This window comes from Burkholderia sp. Ac-20384 (assembly GCF_017104605.1).
GTDB lineage: Bacteria > Pseudomonadota > Gammaproteobacteria > Burkholderiales > Burkholderiaceae > Burkholderia > Burkholderia lata.
In genome coordinates, this window is record NZ_JAAGPE010000465.1 from 1 (window position 1) to 5,073 (window position 5,073).

General features: G+C 68.2%; 6 protein-coding genes. All 6 read left to right on the forward strand.

The window, feature by feature from the left end:
- On the forward strand, positions 1–714 hold a 714-nt coding region (locus tag G3O00_RS39800), incomplete at its 5' end, for an aldehyde dehydrogenase family protein (protein WP_206146268.1).
- A gap of 92 nt (positions 715–806) precedes the next feature.
- Complete coding sequence (locus G3O00_RS39805; protein WP_006482124.1) at positions 807–1,133, forward strand: YbaB/EbfC family nucleoid-associated protein; 327 nt, start codon at positions 807–809, stop codon at positions 1,131–1,133.
- 31 nt (positions 1,134–1,164) lie between these two features.
- Positions 1,165–1,761, forward strand: a complete 597-nt coding sequence (recR, locus tag G3O00_RS39810) for a recombination mediator RecR (protein WP_006478665.1) — start codon at positions 1,165–1,167, stop codon at positions 1,759–1,761.
- Between the two features lie 48 nt (positions 1,762–1,809).
- Positions 1,810–3,015, forward strand: a complete 1,206-nt coding sequence (locus tag G3O00_RS39815; RefSeq protein ID WP_206146269.1) for a CaiB/BaiF CoA-transferase family protein — start codon at positions 1,810–1,812, stop codon at positions 3,013–3,015.
- Positions 3,016–3,237: 222 nt separating this feature from the next.
- Positions 3,238–3,999 carry a 5'/3'-nucleotidase SurE gene (gene surE, locus G3O00_RS39820; RefSeq protein WP_206146270.1) on the forward strand — a complete coding sequence of 254 codons (762 nt, stop codon included), beginning with the start codon at positions 3,238–3,240 and terminating at the stop codon, positions 3,997–3,999.
- Positions 3,996–4,928, forward strand: a complete 933-nt coding sequence (locus G3O00_RS39825) for a protein-L-isoaspartate(D-aspartate) O-methyltransferase (RefSeq protein WP_011352272.1) — start codon at positions 3,996–3,998, stop codon at positions 4,926–4,928. The genes surE and G3O00_RS39825 overlap by 4 nt, the downstream gene beginning before the upstream one ends.
- The last annotated feature ends 145 nt before the right edge of the window (positions 4,929–5,073 follow it).

A 5,073-nucleotide genomic window follows, 5' to 3' on the forward strand; every position in this document is an offset into this window, starting at 1 on the left:
GTCGACATGGTGTCCTTCACCGGTTCCACGCGCGCGGGCGTCGAAGTCGCGAAGGCGGCTGCCGATACCGTGAAGCGCGTGCACCAGGAGCTCGGCAGCAAGAGCCCGAACCTGATCCTGCCCGACGACTACGTACCGCTCAGCGCCGACGAAATGTTCGGTGGCCCGCCCGACGATGGCTTCGTGCCGGTATTCGACAGCGGCCCCGACGATGTGCGCGTGACGCCGAGGCCGGCGGAAACCCGTCCGTCCGCACCGGTCGACACGCGTCCGTTGCCGCCCGCGATCGCACTCGATCCGGTCGGCTTCGACGGCGAATGGCCGGCACTGGCTGCACGGCTGCCGCTCAAGGGCGTCGCGTACCAGCTCGCGTTCAACAGCGAACTGACCGCCGTCGATGCGACGACGTTGAAACTTTCCGTGCCGGTGCCGCAATATGCGGACGCCGCGCAGGTGGCGAAGCTGAAGGCCGCGCTGGCCGATGCGCTCGGCAAGCCGGTCGAGGTGGCCGTCGAAGTCGGGCCCGCACGGCGTACGGCGGCGGCGCTCGATGCGGCCGCGCGCGCGGCACGCCAGCGCGAGGCCGAGCAGGAGATTCACGGCGATCCGTTCGTCCAGCAGCTCGTGCGCGATTTCGGTGCGCGCATCGTCGAGGGTTCGGTGCGTCCGCTCGCCGACGCGGCGCCGGACGGCCCGCCGCCGACGCTGCATTGAACTGACCGCCCCGCGACAGGCACAATCACGCCCACACATTGGCCGGCACGCGCCGCGTGCCGGTTTTCACACGATCAAGAAGGAGTATTCCCATGTTGAAAGGCAACCTCGCCGGACTGATGAAGCAAGCGCAGCAAATGCAGGAAAACATGAAGAAGATGCAGGAGCAGCTTGCGCTCATCGAAGTCGAAGGGCAGTCGGGCGCCGGCCTCGTCAAGGTGACGATGACGTGCCGCAACGAAGTGCGTCGCGTGTCGATCGACCCGAGCCTGCTCGCGGACGACAAGGACATGCTCGAGGATCTCGTCGCGGCTGCGTTCAACGACGCCGTACGCAAGGCCGAAGCGACGTCGCAGGAAAAAATGAGCGGCATGACGTCGGGTCTGCCTCTGCCCCCGGGCTTCAAGCTGCCGTTCTGAGCGTCGCGTCCGTGCCACTTTTTGCTGCCGTATGAAACAGCCGTCCGCCCTGTCTGCTCTCGTCGAAGCGTTGCGCGTGCTGCCCGGCGTCGGGCCGAAATCCGCCCAGCGCATGGCGGTCCACCTGATGCAGCACGATCGGGAGGGCGCGGAGCGGCTCGGCCGGTCGCTGCTGTTCGCGACCGAGCACCTGCAGCACTGCGAGAAGTGCAACACGTTCACCGAAGCGCAGATCTGCGAGGTCTGCAGCGACGAAGAGCGTGATCCGACGCTGCTGTGCGTCGTCGAGACGCCTGCCGACCAGATCATGCTCGAGCAGACGATGACTTACCGCGGGCTGTATTTCGTGCTGATGGGCCGGCTGAGCCCGCTCGACGGGATCGGCCCGAAGGAAATCCATTTCGACCGCCTCGTGCGGCGCGCGTCCGACGGTGTCGTCAAGGAAGTCGTGCTCGCGACCAACTTCACGAACGAAGGCGAAGCCACCGCGCACTACCTCGGCCAGACGCTGAAGGCGCGCGGGCTCGCGGTCACGCGCCTCGCGCGCGGCGTGCCGGTGGGCGGCGAGCTCGAATACGTCGACGCGGGCACCATCGCCCGCGCGATGCTCGACCGCCGCACGATGTAAGCCGGGCGCCGCTGCCAGGCGGCGCCGTTCCTCATGCCAGGGAGACACATGAGCACCAGCCAGGGCCCGCTCGCGGGCGTCAAAGTGCTCGAATTCGGAACGCTGATCGCGGGACCGTTCGCGTCGCGGCTGTTCGCCGAATTCGGCGCGGAAGTGATCAAGATCGAGGATCCGAACGGCGGCGACCCGCTGCGCAAGTGGCGCAAGCTCCATCCGGAGCAGGGCGGCACGTCGCTGTGGTGGTCCGTCCAGGCGCGCAACAAGAAATCGGTCACGCTCAACCTGAAGGCCGACGCCGGCAAGGCGATCGCGCGGCAACTCGCGCGCGAGGCCGACATCGTGATCGAGAACTTCCGCCCGGACCTGCTCGAAAAGCTCGGGCTCGGCTACGACGTGCTGTCGGCCGACAACCCGGGTCTCGTGATGGTGCGCCTGTCCGGTTACGGGCAGACGGGCCCGTACCGCGATCGGCCCGGCTTCGGCGCGATCGCCGAATCGATGGGCGGGCTGCGTCACATCACCGGCTATCCCGAGCTGCCGCCGCCGCGCATCGGCATCTCGATCGGCGATTCGATCGCCGCGCTGCACGGCGTGATCGGCGCGCTGATGGCGCTGCATCATCGCAAGGTCAACGGCGGCGCGGGGCAGGTGGTCGACGTTGCACTGTATGAAGCCGTCTTCAACATGATGGAAAGCGTGGTGCCCGAATACGGCGTGTACGGGATGGTGCGCGAGCGTACCGGCGCGTCGCTGCCGGGCATCGTGCCGTCGAATACGTACGCTTGCCGCGACGGCAGCATCGTGATCGGCGGCAACAGCGATCCGATCTTCAAGCGCCTGATGAAGGCGATCGAGCGCGACGACCTCGCCGACGATCCCGCGCTTGCGCAAAACGACGGACGCGTGCCGCGCACGCAGGAGATCGACGACGCGATCGCTGCGTGGCTCGCGCCGCGCACGATCGAAGAAGCGCTTGTCGTGCTCAATGCGGCCGACGTGCCGGCCGGGCGCATCTACAGCGCGGCCGACATGTTCACTGATCCGCAGTTCGTCGCGCGGCAGATGATCCAGCGCTTCAAGCTGGCCGACGGCACCGACATTCCGCTGCCGAACATCACGCCGAAGCTGTCCGACACGCCGGGCGAAACGCGCTGGCTCGGGCCCGAACTCGGCGAGCATACGGACGAGGTGCTGCGCGGCCTCGGCTACGACGCGCCGGCGATTGCCGCACTGCGCGACGCGGGCGCGATTTGAGCACCCTTGGGCCTGGCGTTTCGCGCCAGGCTCCCGGAACGGAGCGTTCGCCAACGGGGCTCTGTTAGCGGGGGAAAACCCCGGCCGGCGCGGCGCTTTCCTGAGCACGCAGAACGCCGCACCGCACCGCAACGGCGCTGCGTGTCCGGGTGCCCGCAGCTGTCCATCCGCAGTCGCCGGACTGTCGCTCTCGCGCCATCTTTCCTCGGTTACAATCGCCGGATGCGAATCCTACTCAGCAACGACGACGGCTATCTCGCCCCCGGTCTCGCCGCGCTCAGCGACGCGCTGCAGCCGCTGGCCGAGCTCACGGTGATCGCGCCCGAGCAGAACTGCAGCGGCGCGTCGAATTCCCTCACGTTGTCGCGGCCGCTGTCGGTGCAGCGCGCGGCGAGTACGGGTTTCTTCTACGTGAACGGCACGCCGACCGATTCGGTACACGTCGCGTTGACGGGGATGGCCGACGCCAGGCCGGATCTCGTCGTTTCCGGGATCAACAACGGCCAGAACATGGGCGAAGACACGCTCTATTCGGGGACAGTTGCGGCCGCCACCGAAGGCATCATGTTCGGCGTGCCGGCGATCGCATTCTCGCTGGTCGACAAGGGCTGGGCCCATCTGCCGGACGCCGCGCGCGTCGCCGCGGAAATCGTCGAGCACTATCTCGCGCATCCGCTGCCGGGCCAGCCGTTGCTGAACGTCAATATTCCGAACCTGCCGTACGACGAACTGAAAGGCTGGAAGGTCACGCGCCTCGGCAAGCGACATCCGTCGCAGCCGGTGATTCGCCAGACCGACCCGCGCGGTGAACCGATCTACTGGATCGGCGCAGCGGGCGAGGCGCTGGACGCCAGCGACGGCACCGATTTTCACGCAGCGGCAAACGGTTTCGTGTCGATCACGCCGCTGCAACTGGACCTCACGCATACGCAGATGCTGCCCGCGACGCGCGAATGGGCGCGCGCCGGAGGGCGGGCTTCATGAGCGGCGAGCGCGCGAAGCGGTTCCCGCTCGCGCTCGAAGATCTCAAGCGAGCGCCACGCAAGTCGGAAGGTCGGGCCGGCGAACGCCATGCGGCGGTCGCGGGTTCGAAGGCCGCCGACAAGCCCGCGGCCGTGCTGAAGCCGGTTGCGGTGAAGCCTGCTGCGGTGCGTACGGCATTGCCCGGCTCCGCCGCCGCGAAGCCGGCGACCGCACCGAAGCCGACCGCGCTGAAGCCCGCGATGCCGAAGCCGGCCGCGCCGAGCGTCGCGCCGGCCGGCGCGTTTGCGCTCACGTCGGAACGTGTGCGCGAACGGATGGTCGAACGGCTGCGCGCGAACGGTGTGACCGACGCGCGTGTGCTGGAAGCGATGGCCGCGGTGCCGCGACACATGTTCGTGGATCCGGGGCTCGCGACGCAGGCGTACGAGGATTCGGCGTTGCCGATCGGCCACCAGCAGACCATTTCAAAGCCGTCGGTCGTCGCGCGCATGATTGAGCTCGCGATGGCCGGCCGCACGCTCGAGCGCGTGCTCGAGATCGGCACGGGCTGCGGCTACCAGGCCGCCGTGCTGAGTCACGTGGCGCGCGACGTGTATTCGATTGAACGCATCAAGCCGCTCTACGAGCGCGCGAAGCTGAACCTGCGGCCGCTGCGCGTGCCGAACATCCGTCTGCACTACGGCGACGGGCGTGTCGGCCTGCCGTCCGCGGCCCCGTTCGACGCGATCGTGATCGCGGCGGCGGGGCTCGACGTGCCGCAGGCGCTGCTCGAGCAGCTCGCGATCGGCGGGCGGCTCGTCGCGCCGGTCGGCGCGCAGAGCGGGCAGCACCAGGTGCTCACGCTCGTCGAGCGCGTCGCGCACGCGCAATGGCGAGAGTCACGGCTTGATCGCGTTTTCTTTGTCCCTTTAAAATCCGGAGTAATTTGAAACCGATGAGTATGTTGCGCGCGGTGCTGGCCGCAAGCCTGTGCGCCGCGGCGTCGGCTGCCCACGCGGCCGACGCGGTACGGGTCAATCTCGCGTGGCTGCCGCAGGGCAGCACCGGCGGGATCCTGGTCGCGCAGGCGAAGGG

Bases quoted from the DNA above. Each gene is read 5' to 3' on its own strand.
- G3O00_RS39805 (WP_006482124.1), top strand. From the start codon at position 807: ATGTTGAAAGGCAACCTCGCCGGACTGATGAAGCAAGCGCAGCAAATG.
- recR (WP_006478665.1), top strand. From the start codon at position 1,165: ATGAAACAGCCGTCCGCCCTGTCTGCTCTCGTCGAAGCGTTGCGCGTG.
- G3O00_RS39815 (WP_206146269.1), top strand. From the start codon at position 1,810: ATGAGCACCAGCCAGGGCCCGCTCGCGGGCGTCAAAGTGCTCGAATTC.
- surE (WP_206146270.1), top strand. From the start codon at position 3,238: ATGCGAATCCTACTCAGCAACGACGACGGCTATCTCGCCCCCGGTCTC.
- G3O00_RS39825 (WP_011352272.1), top strand. From the start codon at position 3,996: ATGAGCGGCGAGCGCGCGAAGCGGTTCCCGCTCGCGCTCGAAGATCTC.